The organism is Thermosporothrix hazakensis (assembly GCF_003253565.1).
Taxonomy (GTDB): Bacteria; Chloroflexota; Ktedonobacteria; order Ktedonobacterales; family Ktedonobacteraceae; genus Thermosporothrix; species Thermosporothrix hazakensis.
The window spans coordinates 1-19,841 of sequence record NZ_QKUF01000041.1 but is presented as its reverse complement, the minus strand read 5'-3'; the positions used below and the strand labels follow the sequence as shown (position 1 = coordinate 19,841).

Sequence of the window (19,841 nt, the reverse complement as noted above, 5' to 3'; positions counted from 1 at the left end):
ACCCTTGGGTACTGTGTGAGTGATGTGTGGTACCTTCTCACCTCGGGCATGAAAAGGCACAATGCCACCAGACGGTTTTCATTCTTCGTTTTTGAACGCTCTCCCCTGATGATGGTGGAGTGAGGAAGGGAAGGTGTTATGTATCGCATTTGTCTGTTTGCCGGTTCCAGTCCTGGTCCTGACTGCTCGCAGCACGCAGCCTTGCAATTGGGTCAAGCGATCGCCCATCGGCGGTGGAGTTTGATCTATACAACAACCCCCGGGGGGCTCGCTGAACTTGCAGCTTCGGCTGCACAAGCCGCTGGTGGCGAGACCATTCATCTCAAGGCCACCGAAAGGGATCTCCAAAGCGAGCTGTTCACAGTTCAGTTCTTGCTTCAACTCGCCGACGCCATCGTTGTCCTGCCCGGTGGACTAGAGACCTTCACATCGCTTTTTGAACTCCTACGCTGGAAACAGCGAGGGTGGTTGGCCCACAAGCCACTCGGCCTCCTCAATACGCACGGCTACTTCAAGGGCATCTTGTATCAGCTTCAGCGAGCACACCTGTTCGGCTTTGAGGAAGCGCATCCCTTGCTCTATCTTTCCTCTGATCCAGCGCTCTTGCTCGATATGTGCAGCCAGAAAACGGCAGGGAGGGGCGCATGAAGAAGGCCACTCATATTGTGCTGTTTTGTTGCCTGCTGGCGTCCTGCCTCTCAGGCATAACCGCCTGTGGCACCCCTTCACAGCCCTCCTATCTCGCTTCTGATACAGAAGAGCTACTCTTGCTCAAGTGGATGCCAACAGAACAAAGTCCATTCCTGGGGCAATTTACCAAAACCAGTACTGACGAGCCTTCAGAAGCTTCGACAAGCGTGACTCCTCGCGAAACTACCTATTCGATCCAGGTTGTCGTTCAGCAGGATCAGGTCAACATTCATCTTGGTCATCTGTTTTCCTGGTCGGGGACACTTCATGACGAGCGGCTCGACGTTGCAATGCTTACAAATTCATCGACCACGTCCTTTTATCCGGTCACCCAGGAAGCTTATCAGCAGATTCGTACTGGCTTTCTGGCCCATATGACCGTTCGCTCGTACCTGCAACAATTGCAGCGTCATGACCAAGCCTGGACGGATGCCGTCGCGGCGCCCTTTGCCACTAACCTGAAAGGAGCCACAGAAGATATTTCTCTGCTCAAAGAGAACCTGAAGAGAGCTCGTACCTCGGAAGATCTTTGTCCCTTCTTTGCAATCTGGGTTCTCCCCATCTATCCCTTTCCCGAAGAGGTCTTTCACCTCGATGAGAAATCGTTGCAAGAGATGCACAGCTTACAGCAACGCATTGAAGATGCATGGAAAACCGCCAATGCCAGTCCGCTCCCTGCCTTTGCCGGTCCGCTCCCCTGGAAAATCTCACAGAACGAAGTGACACAAGCACTCGCCTCACTGAAACACAAGATAGAGGCGCTGACCACCGCCAAAATCCAGGCACAGACCCAGATGCAGCAATCACAGCAACAATATCGTGTCCTCGCAACTGAAATCGAGGCGCTCAAAAAACAGTGTCATCTGGAAGGAGATCACCACTTATGAAATGTTGGTTCGGGCGAATAGGTTCTGTCCTCTGGCTTGGTATCTTCCTCCTGGCCGGTCTTGAGATCAGCGGGCTCACAACACGAGCCACTTCAGCCCTCTCGCTTTCCTCCACCGCTCCTGGCTACGGTTACGGTCTGGGACCCTCCTCCCGGCCCAGGATGCTCTCTGAGGAACATCATACTCGGATCTGCCAGGAGACGGCACCCCCAAGCCCACTGGAACAAAAGCCATCAGTCTGGAATGTCTTGTCTTCTGACACCTCGGATGTTCTCAGGGTAGCCGTCCTCAAACCCATTTGGAAGGGACTTTGTTCCCTCTATGAGGGAGCTGTGGCGGAGGGGAAAAACTTTCTCTTCACAACAGGCTCTAATCTCACCTATGAACAACCTGCCGTCAAACAACTGCATGACAAGATGATGCTGGCAGCCTCCGCACTGCTGTCAGTCTGTTTTCTCGTTGCAGGCTATCATGTGCTCTGTGGAGCCAGCTCCCTTTAGGTCCTTCCGCGACTCCTGCTGGCCTTTGTCTGCTTGCTCGCCTCGCCGCTCCTCTTTCAGCATGTCCTCTCGATCCAGAATCTGCTTTCACAACTCTGTTTAGGAACCGCACAGATCGAGATCGATGTTGCCTCACATCTCACAAACGGGCAGAGTCTTTTTGACGCGAAAGATTCAAGCTGGATCACCACCGCTCTGATTTTCTGCCTGGCACTCTTGCTGTTCTTTCAAGCGCTCGTTCGTCTGGCGTTGCTCGATGTCTTATGGGTCATCTCTCCTATCGCGCTGCTCTGCTACGCTTTTCCTGCCTGGCAACGATGGGCCAATCTCTGGATGAGTGCCTTTATCGCCACCATTTTTGTACAGTTCGTTCAGGTGGTTGTCATCGTGCTTGGTGTCGGCCTGGTCTCGACCTTTGGAGGTGAAAGCGGGATCCTGGGCTTCCTGGTCGGGAGCGCGATCCTTTGTCTGGTCATGAAAATCCCCGGGTGGTTTGCCAGCGCGGTGTGCACGACTCTGGCTGGAACACCCTCAACAACCGCAGTGCTTGGACAGGCCATTCGCCAGACGGCTCAGGTGGGTGGGGCGATCGCGCGTGCCATGCTGACAGCATGAGGGAGGATCCATGAAACTGTTTTCTCCTGGCTCGGGCTGCGCTCTTCTGGTACTGCTCCTGTCAGTGCTCTCCTGTTGTAGCCTGATGCAAGCTCTCCTTCCGCAGGTGCGAGAGCAAGGCCCGCCAACCACGCTAAACGGGAGAGAGCTCGCAGCACGCGTCGTACGGGCCGCCACCGAGATGGGCAAACACCTCTCGGGCAATCCAGATACCCAGTATCACCCGGAGCGGTTCCCGCAAAACGTGCAGACCTATTGGAACCAGGTCTGCCCGGTGAGCTCGGATTGTTACTCCCTCTGGCAGCCCGGACGACTCCAGTGTGTCTTTCTCGTCACCGGGGCCTATGCTGCTGCTGGCTCACCCTTACCTGCCGCCCCCAACGCGAGTGACTTCTGGGAAGTCTATGCTCATTTTCCGGGATGGCAACGCATTCCGGTAGGGAAGGGACTCCCTGCTCCCGGGGATATCCTGGTCTGGAGAGGCGGCACCTATGGCCATGTGGCGATTGTTCGTGAGATCACTCGTCCCACCGCTTCTCATCCCGGAAAACTCACCTTCATTCAAGCCAACGGGCCGCGGGCCTTTGACGAGCATTCCTTGCTCCCCAGCCTGCATCCGGTAACCTGGCCAGGCTTTGAGGTGCTGGGCTATCTACGCCCTATTGCCCAACTAGGCAGGATCTGCCCGACTCCCCCTATGTGGAGTTGGCCCGGCAGGCCGCGCACCAGGCAGGCCTGCGAGGGCAACAGATTTCCTGGTTTCTGCGCCAAATCAACCAGGAAAGCGGCTACAATCCGATGGCGCTTTCTCCGGCAGGAGCAGCAGGTATCGCCCAACTGATGCCAGAGACCGCCACCCGGTTGCATGTCGATCCCTGGGATCCTGAAGAAGCCCTCTCAGGTGCAGCTCGGCTCATGAAGAAGTATGTGGACACCTACCACGGAGACTTTGCCAAAGCACTCGCGGCCTATAATGCGGGCCCAGGCGCCACTGAGCATGCGATTGCTACCTTTGGGGCAGACTGGCTCGCCCACCTCCCTACAGAAACCCAACACTATTTGCAGCGCATTCTGCGCAACGAGTACGAAGCGTAAAAGGAGGTCCTTTCGATGTTCTTTGCTCTCACTGATATGACCACCCTGGTGCTTGCTGATGTGAACTTCAACCAGACCATTCTGAACCTGGTCAAAGTCTTTGCTGGCTTTGTGGGCGGCTTCGCAGCCCTTTCGTTCCTCTATGCGGGCTATCTGTGGATGACGGCCGGCGATAACGTGCATCAGGAGACCGCTGCTAAGAAAGCACTGGCCTCAGCCATTATCGGCACCATTATCGTCCTGGGTGCCATCACCCTATCAAACCTGGTCACCTCAGCTCTGGCCCAGTAGGAAAGGAGGTATTGATGAAACGCTGCACCGTTCCACGCTTACAGACTCAGGACATCGTCTTTTCCATTCAGGCCATTGATATCTCGTTACGGCAGTTCCTTTGCCTCTTAACGGGTGTCTTCCTCTCGGCAAATTGCTGGCTCAGTTGTGCAAGCTGGCGGAACGGAGGTCTGCTCGAACTCTGTTTCTGGGGACTCTTCCTGGCCCCCCTGCTGCTGGCCCTGCTCTTCGGGTGGGGCTCCTGGCAGGGGCAGCCCCTTGAAGTCTGGGGTCTGCTCGTGCTGCGCTTCTGGTTGCGCCCACGCCATAGTGTCTGGCGTCCGCTTACTGTCAGCTCACTCTCACCCCACCACGACAAGGAGGAACAATAAGATGCCGTTTCCCTGGTTTCCTTCGCGCCCCGCTCGTCTGGGCAGCACACACACCTTCGTACCCTTGCGTGCCCTCTCTGAGGGTATCGCCTGTTTCTGGAATCCCAACGGAGAGCGACGCTATTGTGCACTGCTGGAAATTACCGGCAAGAACTTTGCCCTGCTCTCGGAGACCGAACAAGAAGCTATTTTTCAGCTCTATCAGCGCTTTTACAGCACACTCCCGTTTCCTACACAGCTTCTCGTCCGCGTCACCCGGCTCGATCTCTCGGCCTATACCCGTTTCCTGGCTCCTCTCAGTGAGGAGCCAGAGAGTCTGGCCGCCTCTCATACAGCCTTCCTGCACCAGCATACGACTAACACCATGCTTTTAGAGCGACGCTTCTACCTCGTTGTGTCGGCCGATCCCTTTGCCGTCGAAACCGCTCCCTGGCGACGCAACGCGCGCCGCAAAGCCGTTGCACTCTCTCATGAACAGGCCTGGCAGCAGGTCCAGCTCCGAGTAGAGCAAATCACTACCGGTCTCCAGCAACTCGACCTGCATGTACATCGGCTGGAGAATCCCGAGATCGTCCGCCTCTTCGACGCCTATTATGGCGCCCAACGAGCGACCCAGCAGCCACTCACGGAAGAAGCACTGCAAACCGCCTTGAGCACCCAGATGCGCCTTGACGATGTGCTTGCCCCCTCGTCCATCCGCATCGAGAAGGATGCGCTCTGTCTCGATGAGCGCGAATGGCTCTGTGTACTGGCCTTGCGGGGCCTCCCCCGCCTGGTTGCCCCTGGCTTTTTGCAGCAGTTGATCATGCTTGATGAGGAAATGGATCTCGTCTTTCATCAATTCCCGCTCAAGCAAGAAGAGGCTCTGCGCCTGCTGCGACGGAAGCAGACGCACTATCAGAGCAGCTTGCAGAGCCAGCACCTGCAAGGACGTACTGCCAACCCGCATCTGCATGTTGCGGCCCAGGACATCGAGCCCCTTATTGAGCGCATCGCCGGAGGCGAGGAGCAACTGCATGAGCATGCGATCCATTTACTCGTTCGTGCCCCCTCGCGCGAGGAACTGAATCGACGAGTTCAGCGCCTGCTCGATACCGCCTATACTGTCAGTTCCCATCGGCCTCATGTGCTCCATTTTGAGCAAGAGCGCGGCTTTCGCACCTGTATCCCGGGCTCCTTTCACCCCGGCTCACGCCTCCCCCTTCCAAGTAGCGCGGTAGCCGCCTGCTTTCCCTTTTTTAGTAATCTGGTGTACCGCCCCACGCCAACCGCCCTGCTGGAAGGAATCACCATGCAGCAAGAACCGGTCGTCGTTGACTGGTGGGACGAGCTGGCCAACGCCAATCGCTTTCTGCTGGCGCCCTCCGGTTCCGGGAAAAGCTACAAGTGCAAGCTCGATATCATGCGCCTCTTGATGATGGATCAGGCCAGAGCCAGACGGGGCGAGACGAACGGGGAGCAGCTCCAGATTATTGTGATCGATCCCGAGCGGGAATATCAGCGCCTTTGTACTGAGTTGGGAGGACAATGGATCCGCTTCTCGCCGGGCTCCGCCCACCATCTCAATCCTTTTGATTTGCCCCGCCGGCGGCACCAGCGAGCAGAGGCCGCCGCCCTCACCAAAGAAAATATCCTTGCCAATCAGATCCAGCGGCTGCATCTCTTGCTCGATATGATGCTGGCCCATCGCTCTCCGGAAAACCCGGATGCCACCTTGAGCGTCGAGGAAAAAGCGCTCCTCGATATTGCTTTATACGAGTGTTACCGCAAGGTCGGCATCTCCTCCGATCCGGAGACGCATCAGCGACCGGCCCCGCTGCTGCGGGATCTCTCCTCGACGCTGGAAAGCGGCGATTGTGGAGAGGACACCACAGGCCTGGCACGCCGTTTGAAGCGCTATGTGAAGGGGAGCCTCTCGGGGCTGTTCACGGATCAGACCAATGTGAGCCTTGAGAATCCTTTCGTCGTCTTTGATGTGCGCGATCTTGATGATGAACTGCGCCCGATTGCTCTGCTCATGATCGCCCATGCCGTCTGGAATCTCTCCTTCGCTTCCACCATGCCCCGGCTGCTCATTATTGATGAGCTAGCGACGCTCTATCGCTATCGGGCAGGGGCCCGTTTTGCCGAGGAGATGTTTCAGCGGGCCCGCAAGCAGTATCTTGCGATTACCGGGATCACCCAACATCCCCGCCTCTTCCAGGAGAGCGCCATTCTCGCCAACTGCGCCACCCACATCCTCTTTCGGCAGGATCACACGACCGCTGAAGAGGTGGGGCAGCTCTTCAAACTCTCGTCGCGAGAGATCCAACTGGTACGCTCATTCCGCCGGGGAGAAGCACTCATGCTCATGGATGGCAAACGCATGCCAGTCCGTTTTCTTGCCAGCGAGCAGGAGCATCGCCTTGCCACCACCAATCCTCGCGAGCTGGCCGAGCAATGGACGAATGCACAGCACTCCTCGACTCCCGCTCCCCCGCAAGGTCCGGAGCACAACGGTGTGAAGCCGCAGCGCAGCACAGCGACCACTTCAAACTCTGAGGAGCAAGTCAGTGGACTCAAGCCCTTTCCGCTGACGGCCGTGGAACCAACCAACGGCACCTCGCGCACACAGAAATTGCACTAAGCAAAGGGAGATCCAGATGCTAAGACGACCACCGTGCACTGTTCACCTCGTTCCGGGCCGGATGGCCCCCGAACGAACCCAGGAACGCTACGAAGCCTGGGAAACCATGCTGCAAGGCATGGTCTTCGATGCGACTACGCCTCTGGCCTTTGAAATCACAGGCGAAGGCCAGACCAAAACCAAACGCTTTCTGCTACGGGCTTCCTCGCCACAAACACTTGATCACGCGCTCTCTCAGCTTCAGGTGCGGGTCCCCCAGGTCCAGGCGCGTCCCCTGCTACCGCAGGAGGATCCGCTGACCCTTGAGAGAGGGGAGCGCAGTTCGGTCTGTGAGCTACGGGCAGGAGCAGACGCCTATCTCCCGTTACGAACGATGAAAGAAGCAGACCCCTTACGCGGAGTGCTTGCAGCGGTCAGCACCCTGCCGCCAGACCTCCGAGCAGTAGCCCAAATCGCCTTGATCCCTCTGCCTGCCTCCTGGTCACAAGGCTATCTGCGAAAGGCATTGGAGCACCCGCTTGAACAGGAACGGCAGGCCCGGCGCGAAGCCCTCCTCACGTCGCGTGCCCCCAGTGGCAATACGCTGCTGCTGCTCTGCCTGCTCCTGGTGGGACTTGTGCTCTGGACAGTCTTTGGCGATCCGGCAGCACTCACCACCTGGGTGCGGGCGCTTCACGCGGGGCAGATGCCCCGCCTGCACACGCTGGCACAGGAGCAGCTCCCTCTCTGGGGTGGTGCTGGTGGACTCGTTGTCCTGGTCCTGCTTCTGCTCCTGCAACTGCTGCGACGCAAACACCTCTATCTTGCGTCCAGGCAGGTCGAACAGCGACTCCTCCAATGTGCCTATCGTGGCAGAATCTATCTCTATGTCATTGGTCCCGGGACGCGCATGGCGCTCTTGCCTCGTTGGTGGGCGCTCACACGACGGCTCTGGCAGGGGCTGCGTCAGCAGCGTTCCTGGCCAACCTCTGCCCAGCACATCACGCACCTCTGGCGGCTCACCTGGCTCGAATGGCAGTGGCGTGCCCGCCAGCAGCAGCGCCGCCACGATGCCCTCACGCATCTGGCCGCAACCTATCGCCAATTCGATTCCTCTGCTGGACACTTTGTCCCCAGGACGCTTCCAGAGCGACGCGCTCAGGCGCTTGCACAGGGACGGTGGGAACAGAGCGTGCCCCGCTCGCGACACTATCTCACCGGTGATTTCGTCGCACGAGCCTGGAATCTGGCGCAGGCCGCGCAGTTCACCGATGTTCCAGGTTTAGAACAGAAACGCTCGCGAAGCCTGCTGGTCCCACAAGCCCTGGTAGCACCGCTCGGGGCACCCATCGTCGGCGTTTCCGAGCATGCTGGCCAATCCCTGCCGTTCGCCTTTCCCCCGGATTTCTTCCGCTCTCATGTGCTTATTGCGGGCAAGTCGGGGGAGGGCAAGTCAACCTTGATGCTCCACCTGGCCCGCGCAGCCGCCCAACACGACCAGGCGCTCTTTGTCCTGGATCCGCACGGCGATCTCGCCCTTGATCTACTGCGCTTTCTACCTGCTTCACGCAGCGCGGATGTGGTCTTGCTGGATCTGGGAGATCCAGACGTCTGCGTCGGGATCAATCCCCTTGATGCCTCCGCCGGGCAAGAGCGGGAAGTGATCATTTCCACACTGATCACCACCTTTGCTCGCATCTGGGAAAACGGCTGGGGACCACGCATGGAGGCCTCCTTTCGCATGGCGCTCGCCACCCTCTATGAAGCCAATCTGTCCCTGCTGGAGCAGGACCGCGCTCGCGAGCAGTATACCTTGCTCGATGTCTTTGCCGTCTTGATGGATGAGCGTTTCTGCCATGCCGTCTTGGCCCTGGTTCGCGATCCGTTTGTGCATCGCTTCTGGTATCAGTACTTCGATCCTCTCGATGGGCGCCAACAGCGCGAGCGGATTGACCCGGTCCTCACCAAAATGGTGCCCTTTGAAGCCCGGGCCGCGCGGGCCATCGTTGGGCAGAGCTGTTCCACCGTGTCGTTCAAGACACTCTTACGCGAACGCCGGATCGTGATCATCCGTCTTGCCGCAGGAGAAATCGGCAGCGCGACCGCCTCCCTCCTCGGCGCAACCCTGCTTGGCCTCATGCTCTCAGCGCATCAACAACAAAGTGTCCTGCCAGAAGCGGAGCGGGTGCGCTCGACCTTGATTATTGATGAGTTCCAGAGTATGGCCGGCGCTGATTATGCCCTCCTTTTAGCCGAACTGCGCAAATATGGGGCAGCGGCGGTGCTGGCCACCCAGTCGTGTGAGTATCTGACCACAGTATCCCCGACCCTCTTGCCCACCGCGCTCGCCAATTGTCAGCATCTGGTCACCTTTCGGCTCAGTGCAGCCGATGCCTGGACACTCCACCGCGAAATGCAGGTCGAACAAGAGGATCTGGTCCTGCTCAACAGATATACCTGTTACCTGCGCCTGACTCATCAGTCCCTGGTATACCCCACCTTCTCGTTGCGGCTCCACCAACCAGCGCTCGACCCGGAGGGCTGCATTGGCTGGTTCCGAGCCCGGAGCGCGGCCTTTACTCGCCCGCGGACCGAGCTGGAACAGGAGCTCCAGCACCACCTTGCGGCGACCCTGCGGGCGCAGCCTCCCCAACAGGAGGCCTTAGCGCAGCCTGCCGCAACAGGGGAGCCCGCCGCAACACCATCGGCCCCACCCGTCCCGGAGCCACCCCCAAAGAAGCAAGGCCGTTCAAGAAGCACCCGGTTTGCCAAAAAGCGGGAGCGGTCGGTGCAGCGGCAGCTGAGCACCTTCGATGAACAGGACAACGAGGAGATAGAGTCTGCGGAGGACGCGGAGACAACAGGAGCGGAGCGATGACCAGACCCGCTGCTTCCCTCTCGCTGGCGCAGCGCTGTCTGCGCTGGCTGCTGCATTATCCACTCCAGCGCGTGCCTGATCTCGCCCTCGGGCTCGGTGAGGCGGATACAACCGTCCGTCGAGCCCTCAGTACCTTACAGGGGCAAGGCACCATTGAGGCCTGTACCCCGGCAGGAGAGGCCCATACCTGGTACGTGTTAACCCAGGCCGGACTGGAGATAGCCGCGAGCCTTGAAGGGATGACGCCTGCTGCCGCAGCCGCTCTCTGGGAGACCGATGAACGGGGCATCCTGCGTCTGCTGACTCGTTTCTCTCACCTCCGTACCCTGCAACCACGCATCAACGCCACGGTTGCCGAGGCTCCTCGAGCTCTGGCGCAGCAGGGGACGCCCGCACAGGTACGCTGGTGCTGGCGACGGCCTTCTGTCTTGCCCGTGTCCTCAGGGAGCAAGGGGTGTGAAGCGGATGCAGCACTGCTGCTGCGTCGAACCGCTCCCGGCACCCTCGAGATAGCCTCGACACCGCCTGCCTGGTATCTGCTGCTTTGCTTCTGTGATCTGGCGCAGCACAGTCACTGGACGCCCGCCAGAATCGCGCAGCGTTTGCGTCCCTGGGCCCGCTTCCTCGATACACAGGAACGTCTCCCCTTCCGAGAGCAAACCCCGCTCTTGCTGGTCCTCGTGCGCTCCGCCTTGCAGCAAGAGCGCTGGCATCTGGCACTGCACATCATGCGACACGACCAGAGGCAGCGAGGCACATTGCCTCTGCTCATCACAAACCTGACCACCGAGCCGGAAGAAGCCTCCTTCTGGCGGATGAACTGGCGAGATGGGGCAACCCTGCGCCCCTGCCAGATGCGCGAGCACCTCGTCCCCCTCTCACGCGAGGCCATCCCGCCTGGACTCCTGCCCGGGTCACGGCTCCTCCCGTCGAGCGCCCTCCCTGCCAGCTCGGTCCACCCTTTGCGGCGGGGACCGCTACAGCCTCGCGCAGAGCGACAAGTGACCCCCCGGGTTCCATCTGTTTGGCGTGAGCATCTTGCCCTCTGGAGCCTTGTCTTCCCGCCGCGCCTGGTTCCCCTGCTCGAACTCCTCTGTGCGCATCCGCTGCTGACCGCTCCAGAAGCTGCCGCCCTTCTGGACACCCCCTCGGCAGCTTCCTGTGAGCGCTATCTGCGCCTTCTGCACTCCTGGCATTGTGTGACGGCGCAGAAGCAAGCAGGAGAAACGCGCTGGCAACTCGCGGAACGGGGCCTGCGACTTGTGGCAGTCTGGCAGCAGCTCCCCCTTTCTGCCCTGGCAACAGACACCGACGGGCAACTGCGTCAAACCGGGGTGGCCCGCCTCGAAGCCCAATGGAGCCATACCGCTGGCGTCCTACGCTTTCTGGAGGCCTGTGCGCAGGCGCGACAACAGGCACCAATGCAGCTGATATGGGCCACCACCCACCTCCAAGACCCGCTTCCGCAAACCGGACGCGGGAACCGCTCTGTTGTCTATCCCGATGCAACCATGCTGATGCAAGCAACCGGTGCTGACAGACTTCCTCGGCGCTCCCGACTCTGGCTTGAATGGGATGAAGGCTCCATGGGCAGCAGCCAGCTTCAGGCCAAACTCACTGCCTATGCTCGCATCCTGCCTGGCTGGCGCCCCCTGTTCCCCGGAGAAACAGGCACCGTGCTTATGGTTGTCCCCGATCTCGCTCAATACCGGCGTGTCCAGGACGTGGCGCTTGCGGTGACTCGCACCACTGGCATCGTGCTGCCACTGGCGCTTACACAACACGCATCCATCCAAACAAGAGGCGTCCTGGGTCCTGTCTGGTCCCATCTCACAGCAACCGGCTTCACCACGCCGCGCTCGCTTTGCCCCCCCACATAAATTCCCGTCGGACTGGCGAGCACATATGCTCGCCCCTCCGTTCCTCTCTGCCGCAGACAACAACGCTCCTGCGGCTTTACACCATTCAAGCCAGCTCGCTCTAGACATGAAAGAAGCGCTTCGGGCACCTGGACAGGAAACCAGAAAAAAAGAAAAGAAGGGCCAGGTGGATGGCCCTTCCAGGTTCCACGGTTCCCGGCGCTTGACGCTCGCTCGGCTCACCGGATGTGAGGAAAAAGGAAAGAAGCAATCTCCTCAGAGAGACTACCAACACCGATCAATGCGACTGCTTCTTTTCCACAGGCATAAACCCGATCTCCTCGTAGGGAATATGCAGAGCCTTTTGCAACGCCATCAACTGCTCAATATTGCGAATCACCCGGTTCTGCGTTTCAATGGTCATAATCGTGTTGCGCCCCATCCCAACCCGCTCCGCCAATTGCTTCTGGGTCAAACCATGTACCACTCGATAAAACCGAAGGTGTTTCCCGGTCAACATATGATGCTCCTTTCACAATACAGCAAGACTCTCTGAGCCAGGCTCCAAAAAACGACACCCATCAACGGTGGTGACACGAGCCCTTTTCCCCACCAGGAGGACGTTTATGCCTCTCTCTTCTCCATACTTCATGAGGTGGAAATGCCTCTCATGCCGCGCATCCGTTCTTGCTCGATCAGTCGTTCTATCTTCTCCGTGAACTGAGCAAGTCCATAGAGCTGAAGTCGTTCTGGTTCCGAAAGCGTCTCCAGGTGACGCGCTGCCAGTTCTGCCATCTGGCGCTGCGCCGCTACCAGCGCCGTCGCCAGTTCTGTGGACGAGAGCATCACCACATACTGTTTCTCAACAATCCTCGGTTGCTGTTTCCGCTTCATATACCTTCTCTCCTCTTCCGATCATTATCTGACCAGACACCTGGCACACCCGCTCGCCCACCCGGCCCCTCCCAACACTTCCATTCACCGTTAAACCTCCTTAAGCATTATATATTGTTCATTGCAGATTAACTTTACTCACCTCAGTTCTTCAAACAAACTCACACTTGCATCTGCACATTCTCTATCACATGCCTTCTAACATATGTCATCTATACTACTCACAGAAGATATTTAATTTATACTATATTGTAGTATAATATTTCACTTTCTCTTCCATTATTTTGATTAAGCAGAAGCAGAGAAAGGGTCTCCAGATGATCGCTGTCTCCAATCCATAGAGTTCACTTATCCCACTTTTTATGATATGATAGGAGCACGTTCACACTTGTGTTTTCTGGTATGTTCACTTCGCTGCTATATCTCCTGGGAACGCAAACAACGCTGCGTAACACTCAAAAAAGGAATGTTGTAGATCAAGGATGGGAGAAGAGGGATCTTGAGAAGAGGAGACAACAACACCGCGCTCTTCAGGGTCTGGACCCTTGGCGCGCTGACAATCGAGAGACGCATTGGTCCTGATGACTGGAAAGTAGTCCCGGAACATGAATGGGGCAGTACCTCTACCTATGCAAAATATACCAGGAGCCTGCTCGGCCTTCTGCTCACCTATCATCAACGCACCGTCACTAAAACAACCATCCTGCATCGGCTCTGGGCTACGATGAACTCAGAAACAGCTCTGCATCGAGCTACATCAAAACTCCGTGCCATCTTGACCCCAGCAGGACAACAAAGCCTGCTAAGCACCCGAGAGCGCTTCGCTCTCCCCGATCAGGCATTCATCTGGGTCGATGCCGATGCCGCCGAAGCAATGATCAACGCAGCTGAGATGCCAGGCGTCGGCAGTAGTGACAGAATCCCGCTCCTCGAAGCAGCGCTGGCGCTATTCCAACGAGGCACGTATTTGGAGCACGAAGACGGAATCTGGTGTCTGGGCAGGCGAGGAGAGTTGGAACGGCTGGCCTCTCGCTGTCACCACTGGCTTGCCGACGCCTATCTTGCAACAGGGAATGAGAAAGCTGCTGAACAACTTGCCAATGCTCTTCTGCGCCATGATCCCCTCAATGAACGTGCCATCATCGTGCTACTGCAAGCCCTGTATCGACAAGGCTTCCCCCGGGAGGCGCTTCAAACGTACCAACAGGCAAAGTCGCTCTATGAACGAAACACACTTCCATTCCCAGCTCACATTGATACTGTCTATCAAAAACTCTTGAGAGATGAGGACAGAGAGCCATATGAGGTGAATCAGAGCAAGAGGCAAGTGCAAGAGACAAAAGAGAACAGTATACAGGCACATGAGCGCTATACTGAGTCTCAGAAAGCTCTACTTCAAGCAGGAACATTTTCGCTTGACACGCCTTCGGCTGAGCAGGCCGAACTGGAATGGACCATCACATCCTCTCTTCCTTTTTTCCTCAAACACGTGATATCACAACATACTTCCCTCGATCTCGTTCATTTCCGAGAACGTTTTTTAACAATACTGCATCTCCACCGAACCAGTACAGCCCAGCAAACTCTGCAAGAGCTTTCACGTGACATTCACTCTCTTGAGCAATATGTACGCCACATCCAAGCTGAGGAACTTTCGCCGCTTCGAGAAATTATCTACAGCAATGCACTACTTGCCGCAAAAATTGCGAAGGATCAAAATGACTATATCCTCGCCTATGCCTACGCATATCACGCAATTCGTTTTGCGTCTGCCTCATCCAATGACGCACTTCTGGCTGTTGCGCACTATCTTCGGGGATGTGTCTCTCTGGAATGGGGGCTCTTTGGAAGTTCTCCCCATGATATGCTCAAACGAATTGGAGAGAGCATCACCGACTACCAGCACGTTCTTAAGTTGGCACAAGAAAGTGAGACAGTTCATGCACAACTCCGTGGTTTGACGATGCTTCAATTGAGCCGAGCTCAGGGAGCACTGGCACGGGTCATGCCCTCCATTCCCATAAATGTAGCCCTCGATCTTGCGGACGAAGCAACCAATATGATTGCACGTCAGCCTCTTGAGAATCCTCAGACTTGCCTTCTCATGACCGGAACGCTCTCCGGTTTACATCAGGGTGGGTATCATTTGATGCGAGCAAGCATTTGGAATATGATTGGAGTACCGGAACAAGCGATTATCGAACTCTCTCATCTCCAGCGACTTCAGACACAAACCTATGCCCGCGATGAAACGCGTTCACAGGCGTGGAGCATTCTCACGTTTGCTGAAGCTCTGCTTCGTCTTGGAGAATACCCCGAAGCACTTCGCAAGACAAAAGATGCACTAGTGACATGCCAAGCTATTCATTCTTTACAAAATATTACAATGATTACACAAATTTATCAACATTTCCTTACAAGTTCTTATGGCAATAAGGCAGAGGTACGAGAAATAGGGGATATGTTGTATGAGTGGTATGGAAAAACTATTTTTCCTTCTACTGCTTCACATGAAACGAGGGCATAAAAAGGACAAACAAACAACCGGTTGGAAAGGCGGTACACCGAATGCAAGCATCCTCCCATCCATTTGTTATTGGGGTAGCTGGTCACCAGCATTTGGGAAATGAAGCAACGCGCCTCTTTGTTGAACAACACTTTCGGGCTATTTTGCAAGACTATCAGCACCAGGAAAAACAGCTTGTCGTGCTTTCTGCATTAGCAAAAGGAGCCGATCAGCTTTTTGTCCAGATTGCGCTGGAGCTTGGCGTTCGTGTCGAGATTGTGCTTCCCTGTGCTGGATATGAAGACCTCTTTTCAGAACCCAAAGAACGCGAGTCCTATCAAGCCCTGCTACAAGCATGTCAGGCCACCCATCAGCTTTCGGATCGCGCATGCACTGATGATGCTTTTCTCGCAGCTCAGGAATGGATGGTCCAACGATGCAACCTGCTGATCCTTGCCTGGAACGGATTACCTCCGCTCGGGCGTGGAGGCACAGCAGATATGGCAAACTATGCACGTGCGTATGGGCGTCCCTATATCCACATCGATACGCGTTGTCTGAACGTTCACACCTATACAGCATCTTCAACGTTCTCTCAAACCTTCTCTGCCTCATCTCCCAAACGAGAGCATATGGTGGCACATCGGATCGCCTATCAAGGACCATTGCTCTCCGTGAAGCAATATCATTTCCGCCTGCCTGATGGGCAGGAGATCGTACGCGATGTACTTGAGCGACCGGAGAGCGTCCTCCTTCTGCCAGTAGGCCAGGGTGACATCGTACTCCTCATTGAGGAATATAATCTCGGAGCAGGATGCTGGCAGCTCACCTTGCCTGGCGGAAAACGAGAGCAAGGGAGCCCCGAACGTCTTGAGGAACTGGCCCAGAAAGAACTTCGGCAGGAAATCGGATATCAGGCAAGAAGGCTGGAGCCGCTTATTGAATTCTACAGCCATCCCGGGTATGTTACCCATCATGTGCATGTGCTGATCGCATCTGACCTCGAATGGAATCCGTTGCCCCCCGACCCGCATGAAGAGATTCGCGTCTTGACCTTTCCTCTACAAGAAGCCCTGTCTGCAACATTTGAGGCAAAACGATTCGATCCAGAAGCGGCTCTGGCTCTTCATCTTTATGCCGCCAGGAAAAAGAACGCATCAACAAGAAGAAGATTTTGAGAAGAAAGAGAAAGAAATACTGAGAGTTCCCCTCGAACCTTCCGCTATCAAGCAGGAATATACAGCGCAACGAACGGGCCTGTGAGATGGAAATTGGGATATCTTCTTGACAGGATATCTTTCCCATGAAGAAGCACTTCCTGCTGTTACACCGCTTCAGCGTGGAAAAGCGCTTCTGGTAACTGCGCAGGTCCTCCTGCGACTGCATCTACTTCGCCTTCGACGAGATGCGGCGAAAGAATGGCAATATGTGCACCGCTGTCTTGACATGCCACACAATCGAATGCTTCTTGAGCATCTTTCACCTGAAAAACTTTTTCGCTTTCTTCGCCATGAACTGCTCTGGTGTCAGCTTGTCACTCAGTGCATCATGCCACATGCTTTGTGCTTGGAACGATCCCTCGCATTCTGTGTCTATCTGCAAACGCTAGGGGTACCTGCGCAAATGGTTATTGGACGTAATCTTTTCGGAAAACTGGATGAATATCCATTTCATGCCTGGGTAGAGGTAGCAGGCATAGTCGGAAACGATATTGCAGAAGTACAAACAGGCTATGCAGTTGTAGAGCGCATTCCATAAAAAATAGTAGAAAAAGATATACTACGAAGAAAGGGGAGTAGTCCACTATGGATCAGCAGAGCATACAACAAATTGCATCGTATATTCAACAGTATGAAACACAATGTCAGCAGGGGAAGCAACCAGATATACGATTCCTGCAGATCGCACAAGAACGCATCGAAGCAGCTCTTCAAGCGGAATCTCTGGAGAGCAACGTTGTACATCTAGCAGTAAAACTGCATAGTATATGCAAAGAGTATGAACAGGCCCTCCTCCTGCTGCGTCGGTATAAACAGCAGGCTCTGTCAAGAGAAGAGGAAGCATGGGCCCGTTGGGAAATCGTCGATCATCTTGCCTTGTTAAAGCGGTATGAAGAAACGGTCAGAGAGCAGTACACGCTCATTCAGTGGGCGGAGCAGCACTTCCCTCCAGAAAAGCGATTATGGACGGTAACAGACTCCACACAAGCAGGCTGCTGGTTTTCGATTGGTAAAGGGGATGAGTGGATATATCTTTTCAATCGAATATTAGAACAAACACCGATAATTCCTCAGACACGTCAAGAACGATATTATGCCTTACGAACTGGAACTGATATCTATCTGACGCGCCACAATGTCCACAAGGCACAGGCAATGATTGCAAGCATACGGGAACTGGCTCAAGAAGATCCACAGTGGGACCAGCAAGAGAGTGTGTTGAACGAAGTTATCTTGCTGGAGATAAAGGTTTGTGCTGAGTTGCAGCAGATGGAAGACGTACGTGCTCTCGCTCAGCAGGCTACTATTGAGTTTGAAAGACAAGCACAGGAGACAAAAACGGTCGGGCAGGGCGTGAAAAAATGGACGAACTTTCACAATCTGGGCGCGATCATGTACTATCTCCGTCAGTATGACCTTGCAATTGTCTCTCTTCGCCGGGCTCTTGCCCTGCACAGTTGGGCCGAACAGACGTATCTCTGGTTGGCAGCCAGCCTGTGGGCGACAGGCAAAAAGCAGGAGAAGGAGCGGCAGGAAGTCCTCAGCTTGCTGGCTCAGGGAACCGCTTTCGCCACGGGAGGCAAGGCATGGAGGGAATTCCAGGAGCTGCCAGAATTTCAGGATGTACGAGATGACCCGCAATTTCTTCAAGCGACGCAAGGAGTCGTTTCAGGATAGCTGTTCTAGAGGGCTGCTCCCTGCACACCGGAGACAGCCTTGACGCAACCTGCCTGATATTTGCTCCTTTGCTTCTGTGATCTGGCACTGCACAGTCGCTGGACGCCCACCAGAATAGTGCACCGTTTGCGCCCGTGGGCTGCTTCCTCGATGCGAACGAGCACCAGTCAGCGTTCTCCCGCAGACAACAACGCTCCTGCGGCTTTACACCGTTCAAGCCAGCTCACTCTAGACGTGAAAGAAGCGCTTCGGGCACCTGGACAGGAAGCCAGAAAAAAAAGAAAAGAAGGGCCAGGTGGATGGCCCTTCCAGGTTCCACGGTTCCCGGCGCTTGACGCTCGCTCGGCTCACCGGATGTGAAGAAAAAGGAAAGAAGCAATTTCCTTGGTGGAAATAATCGTGCGGTGCTGGCTCAAACGCTGGATGGCCGGGGGCCTTGAAAGGCTCAAAGAGCGATCGATGTCAGGGCCTCCGCCAAGATTACAGAGGAGTACAAGAAGCAATTGCTGGCAGCGGTTCGCCGTAGGCCAAGCACTCTGGAGCTGCCCTATTTGATGTGGACCGATGCCTCGTCTGGCGGACTATATGGCCGAGCAAACTGGTATTCAGGCTTCCTACAAAATAGTGCGTCAGGTGCTCAAGGCAGGAGAGATCACCATCTCACGATCTCAGCATAGGCTAGCCTTGATCCAGAATATGAGGTAAAAAAAAGACGATTGACGTGGCACGAGACGGACAAAAGAAAGAAGACGTGTTTTCCTAATATAGATAATTTCAACCTCTTGTGGCTACCCACTCTGCGAGCCATGTGGAGTCTGGTAGGATAGCAGGTGATGATCGAAACACCCACCCAGTCGAACAAGTACTACAGGATAGGAGCCGTGAATTATCGTACGAGCGAGACCGCGGTGCAGTTTCAGCAGCACAAACGGAGAAAGGAGATCGCTCAATTGTTGGAGGCCTTGCTGCAAAGGCCTCCAACGGTACGGCATATGTAGCTTGGACCAATGCCAATACCCCGATGATGATGTGGAGGAGATGGTGCGGGGGGCTGCGAGTTGATTGGTCTTGCTCTACTTGCAGATATACAGCCCCTGGCTCAATCCGATTTAGATGAGTCTTGCGCCGCTTTTGACAGGGATTACGTATTGTGAATCCTTTGAAACGAAGCAAGCGCTTCTGACAGCAACACGAGAGTTTTTCAAACGGTATCATCAGCACTCAGCAAAAGTACTCTCAATCATCGGCTCCCTTGCTATTGAGATTACTTATCCCACAGAAATTGCTTGAATGTACTTATTGTTTTGTCAAAGCCAAACTAAGAGTTGACTGGCGCTTTACTGCCGAGGACGCATCTATCAAACTCAAACATCTTTACCCCCAATCACCAATTGGCAAAGTACGAGAGGAGTCATTTCTTAACACCATATCTTCGCATCACTCTGGGTGGAATGTAACAGTACCGCTCTTCCCTCCGCTTTTCTGCGCGATATAGGCCTGTTCCAGCGTGATAGTCGTGTCGACTCCTTTACACATATCATAGATGGTCAGCGCAGCAACGGTTACCGCTGTGAGCGCCTCAACATCTACCCCGGTTTTATAGGTCGTGCGCGTTCGTCCCTCAATCGAGATCCAGCCCTTTGTGCTATCGAGGACAAAGTGAAGTTGAATATGCGTCATAGGGAGCGGATGGCAGAGCGGGATCAGGTCAGGCGTCTTTTTTGCGGCCATAATCCCGGCGATCTTTGCGACT

Annotated in this window: 20 protein-coding genes; 16 read left to right on the top strand and 4 right to left on the bottom strand. The window is 55.5% G+C overall.

Annotated features, from left to right (window positions below; translation table 11 throughout):
• Nucleotides 1-138 precede the first annotated feature (138 nt).
• Genes EI42_RS28875 through EI42_RS28825 form a run of 11 tightly spaced genes read left to right on the top strand, consistent with a single transcriptional unit; the run spans nucleotide 139 to nucleotide 11,812 of the window.
• Nucleotides 139-648, top strand: coding sequence for an LOG family protein (locus tag EI42_RS28875; protein ID WP_111326107.1), 510 nt, complete (start codon nucleotides 139-141; stop codon nucleotides 646-648).
• Nucleotides 645-1,577 carry a hypothetical protein gene (locus EI42_RS28870; RefSeq protein ID WP_111326106.1) on the top strand — a complete coding sequence of 311 codons (933 nt, stop codon included), beginning with the start codon at nucleotides 645-647 and terminating at the stop codon, nucleotides 1,575-1,577. Before EI42_RS28875 ends, EI42_RS28870 begins: the two co-directional genes overlap by 4 nt.
• On the top strand, nucleotides 1,574-2,077 hold the full coding sequence (locus EI42_RS28865) for a hypothetical protein (protein WP_111326105.1): 504 nt from the start codon (nucleotides 1,574-1,576) through the stop codon (nucleotides 2,075-2,077). The genes EI42_RS28870 and EI42_RS28865 overlap by 4 nt, the downstream gene beginning before the upstream one ends.
• A 33-nt stretch (nucleotides 2,078-2,110) precedes the next feature.
• Nucleotides 2,111-2,692, top strand: coding sequence for a hypothetical protein (locus EI42_RS28860; RefSeq protein WP_111326104.1), 582 nt, complete (start codon nucleotides 2,111-2,113; stop codon nucleotides 2,690-2,692).
• A gap of 10 nt (nucleotides 2,693-2,702) precedes the next feature.
• Nucleotides 2,703-3,533, top strand: a complete 831-nt coding sequence (locus tag EI42_RS28855; protein WP_111326103.1) for a CHAP domain-containing protein — start codon at nucleotides 2,703-2,705, stop codon at nucleotides 3,531-3,533.
• A complete protein-coding gene (locus EI42_RS28850) occupies nucleotides 3,491-3,787 on the top strand; it encodes a lytic transglycosylase domain-containing protein (RefSeq protein ID WP_111326102.1) in 297 nt (98 codons plus the stop codon). Before EI42_RS28855 ends, EI42_RS28850 begins: the two co-directional genes overlap by 43 nt.
• 15 nt (nucleotides 3,788-3,802) lie before the next feature.
• The gene (locus EI42_RS28845; RefSeq protein ID WP_111326101.1) at nucleotides 3,803-4,078 is read left to right on the top strand and encodes a pilin; all 276 of its coding nucleotides are present in this window, start codon (nucleotides 3,803-3,805) and stop codon (nucleotides 4,076-4,078) included.
• Between the two features lie 14 nt (nucleotides 4,079-4,092).
• Nucleotides 4,093-4,449 (top strand): hypothetical protein, encoded by a 357-nt coding sequence (locus EI42_RS28840; protein WP_111326100.1) that lies wholly within the window; start codon nucleotides 4,093-4,095, stop codon nucleotides 4,447-4,449.
• A gap of 1 nt (nucleotide 4,450) precedes the next feature.
• Nucleotides 4,451-7,075 carry a VirB4 family type IV secretion system protein gene (locus tag EI42_RS28835; protein WP_111326099.1) on the top strand — a complete coding sequence of 875 codons (2,625 nt, stop codon included), beginning with the start codon at nucleotides 4,451-4,453 and terminating at the stop codon, nucleotides 7,073-7,075.
• A 16-nt stretch (nucleotides 7,076-7,091) separates the two neighbouring features.
• The gene (locus EI42_RS28830) at nucleotides 7,092-9,932 is read left to right on the top strand and encodes a helicase HerA domain-containing protein (RefSeq protein ID WP_111326098.1); all 2,841 of its coding nucleotides are present in this window, start codon (nucleotides 7,092-7,094) and stop codon (nucleotides 9,930-9,932) included.
• Nucleotides 9,929-11,812 (top strand): replication-relaxation family protein, encoded by a 1,884-nt coding sequence (locus EI42_RS28825; RefSeq protein WP_111326097.1) that lies wholly within the window; start codon nucleotides 9,929-9,931, stop codon nucleotides 11,810-11,812. Before EI42_RS28830 ends, EI42_RS28825 begins: the two co-directional genes overlap by 4 nt.
• Nucleotides 11,813-12,089: 277 nt before the next feature.
• Here EI42_RS28825 and EI42_RS28820 read toward each other — a convergent pair whose 3' ends face one another.
• Both EI42_RS28820 and EI42_RS28815 read right to left on the bottom strand, forming a co-directional pair.
• Complete coding sequence (locus EI42_RS28820) at nucleotides 12,090-12,311, bottom strand: helix-turn-helix transcriptional regulator (RefSeq protein ID WP_111326096.1); 222 nt, start codon at nucleotides 12,309-12,311, stop codon at nucleotides 12,090-12,092.
• Between the two features lie 128 nt (nucleotides 12,312-12,439).
• On the bottom strand, nucleotides 12,440-12,685 hold the full coding sequence (locus EI42_RS28815) for a hypothetical protein (RefSeq protein ID WP_111326095.1): 246 nt from the start codon (nucleotides 12,683-12,685) through the stop codon (nucleotides 12,440-12,442).
• A gap of 499 nt (nucleotides 12,686-13,184) precedes the next feature.
• Here EI42_RS28815 and EI42_RS28810 point away from each other — a divergent pair, with 499 nt between their 5' ends.
• Together EI42_RS28810 and EI42_RS28805 are read left to right on the top strand one after the other, a co-directional pair.
• Complete coding sequence (locus EI42_RS28810) at nucleotides 13,185-15,212, top strand: AfsR/SARP family transcriptional regulator (RefSeq protein ID WP_111326094.1); 2,028 nt, start codon at nucleotides 13,185-13,187, stop codon at nucleotides 15,210-15,212.
• Nucleotides 15,213-15,253: 41 nt separating this feature from the next.
• The gene (locus EI42_RS28805; protein WP_111326093.1) at nucleotides 15,254-16,369 is read left to right on the top strand and encodes an NUDIX hydrolase; all 1,116 of its coding nucleotides are present in this window, start codon (nucleotides 15,254-15,256) and stop codon (nucleotides 16,367-16,369) included.
• A 146-nt stretch (nucleotides 16,370-16,515) separates the two neighbouring features.
• Here EI42_RS28805 and EI42_RS34575 read toward each other — a convergent pair whose 3' ends face one another.
• Nucleotides 16,516-16,644 carry a hypothetical protein gene (locus tag EI42_RS34575; RefSeq protein WP_281279003.1) on the bottom strand — a complete coding sequence of 43 codons (129 nt, stop codon included), beginning with the start codon at nucleotides 16,642-16,644 and terminating at the stop codon, nucleotides 16,516-16,518.
• On the opposite strand from EI42_RS34575, the gene EI42_RS28800 reads away from it, so the two are divergent.
• The 3 genes from EI42_RS28800 to EI42_RS32905 all read left to right on the top strand — a co-directional run bounded on the left by EI42_RS28800 (nucleotide 16,638) and on the right by EI42_RS32905 (nucleotide 19,086).
• Complete coding sequence (locus EI42_RS28800) at nucleotides 16,638-16,949, top strand: lasso peptide biosynthesis B2 protein (RefSeq protein WP_211326393.1); 312 nt, start codon at nucleotides 16,638-16,640, stop codon at nucleotides 16,947-16,949. The genes EI42_RS34575 and EI42_RS28800 overlap by 7 nt on opposite strands.
• A gap of 47 nt (nucleotides 16,950-16,996) precedes the next feature.
• Nucleotides 16,997-18,088: a hypothetical protein gene (locus EI42_RS28795; RefSeq protein ID WP_111326091.1), complete on the top strand. Its 1,092-nt coding sequence runs from the start codon at nucleotides 16,997-16,999 to the stop codon at nucleotides 18,086-18,088.
• 833 nt (nucleotides 18,089-18,921) lie between these two features.
• Entirely contained in the window at nucleotides 18,922-19,086 is a 165-nt protein-coding gene (locus EI42_RS32905) for a hypothetical protein (protein ID WP_170142989.1), read from the top strand.
• A 439-nt stretch (nucleotides 19,087-19,525) separates the two neighbouring features.
• Here EI42_RS32905 and moaC read toward each other — a convergent pair.
• Nucleotides 19,526-19,841, bottom strand: a 316-nt coding sequence (moaC, locus tag EI42_RS28790; RefSeq protein ID WP_282957340.1) for a cyclic pyranopterin monophosphate synthase, incomplete at its 5' end; no start/stop codon positions are given.